The organism is Vibrio sp. 2304 (genome assembly GCF_033339475.1).
Classification (GTDB): domain Bacteria; phylum Pseudomonadota; class Gammaproteobacteria; order Enterobacterales; family Vibrionaceae; genus Vibrio; species Vibrio alginolyticus.
The window spans coordinates 1-525 of sequence record NZ_JAWOUQ010000136.1 but is presented as its reverse complement, the minus strand read 5'-3'; the positions used below and the strand labels follow the sequence as shown (position 1 = coordinate 525).

Annotated in this window: 1 protein-coding gene; it reads right to left on the bottom strand. The window is 42.5% G+C overall.

The annotated features are described in order from the left end of the window. A partial coding sequence (locus R7P64_RS24665) for a transporter substrate-binding domain-containing protein (RefSeq protein WP_318120240.1) occupies window positions 1-399 on the bottom strand: 399 nt, incomplete at its 3' end. Window positions 400-525: the final 126 nt, after the last annotated feature.

Here is a 525-nt window from a genome sequence, read left to right as displayed (position 1 = left end):
CGAGAACTTGGCGAGGTCTTTTTTCTGCACCACTGGCACAAACGCCAAGTAGAAATAGGGTTGGCTATAACCAGCCACCTTCGCACGCGACATGTTTAAAGACGCACTGCCAGTGATGTCGTACTTGTTGGCCGTAATGCCATTAACCAGCGTTTTCCAATCGGTGGCAACGTACTCCACTTTGACACCCAAATCTTTAGCAAGCTCAGTTGTGACATCAATATCAAAACCACGATAACTGTTCGTGGCTGGATCTTTCATTGTCATCGGATTCCAGTCCCCAGTCGTCCCTACTCTCAACACGCCTTTATCCAGAATCTCTTGAAGACGGCTCTGAGCATGAACAACTTGAGTGACCATAAGCAGGCATATTCCTAGCGCAAACAAAATCTTTTTCATTTTTATTCCCTTAAAAATAATGACCTTATACGGTTTAATTATTAACCTTTATTACAACCCCATTGATAACATAGCAGTAACAATGGAAGTTTTTTAGTTAATTCAGGGAGTAAATGTGACCTTTCG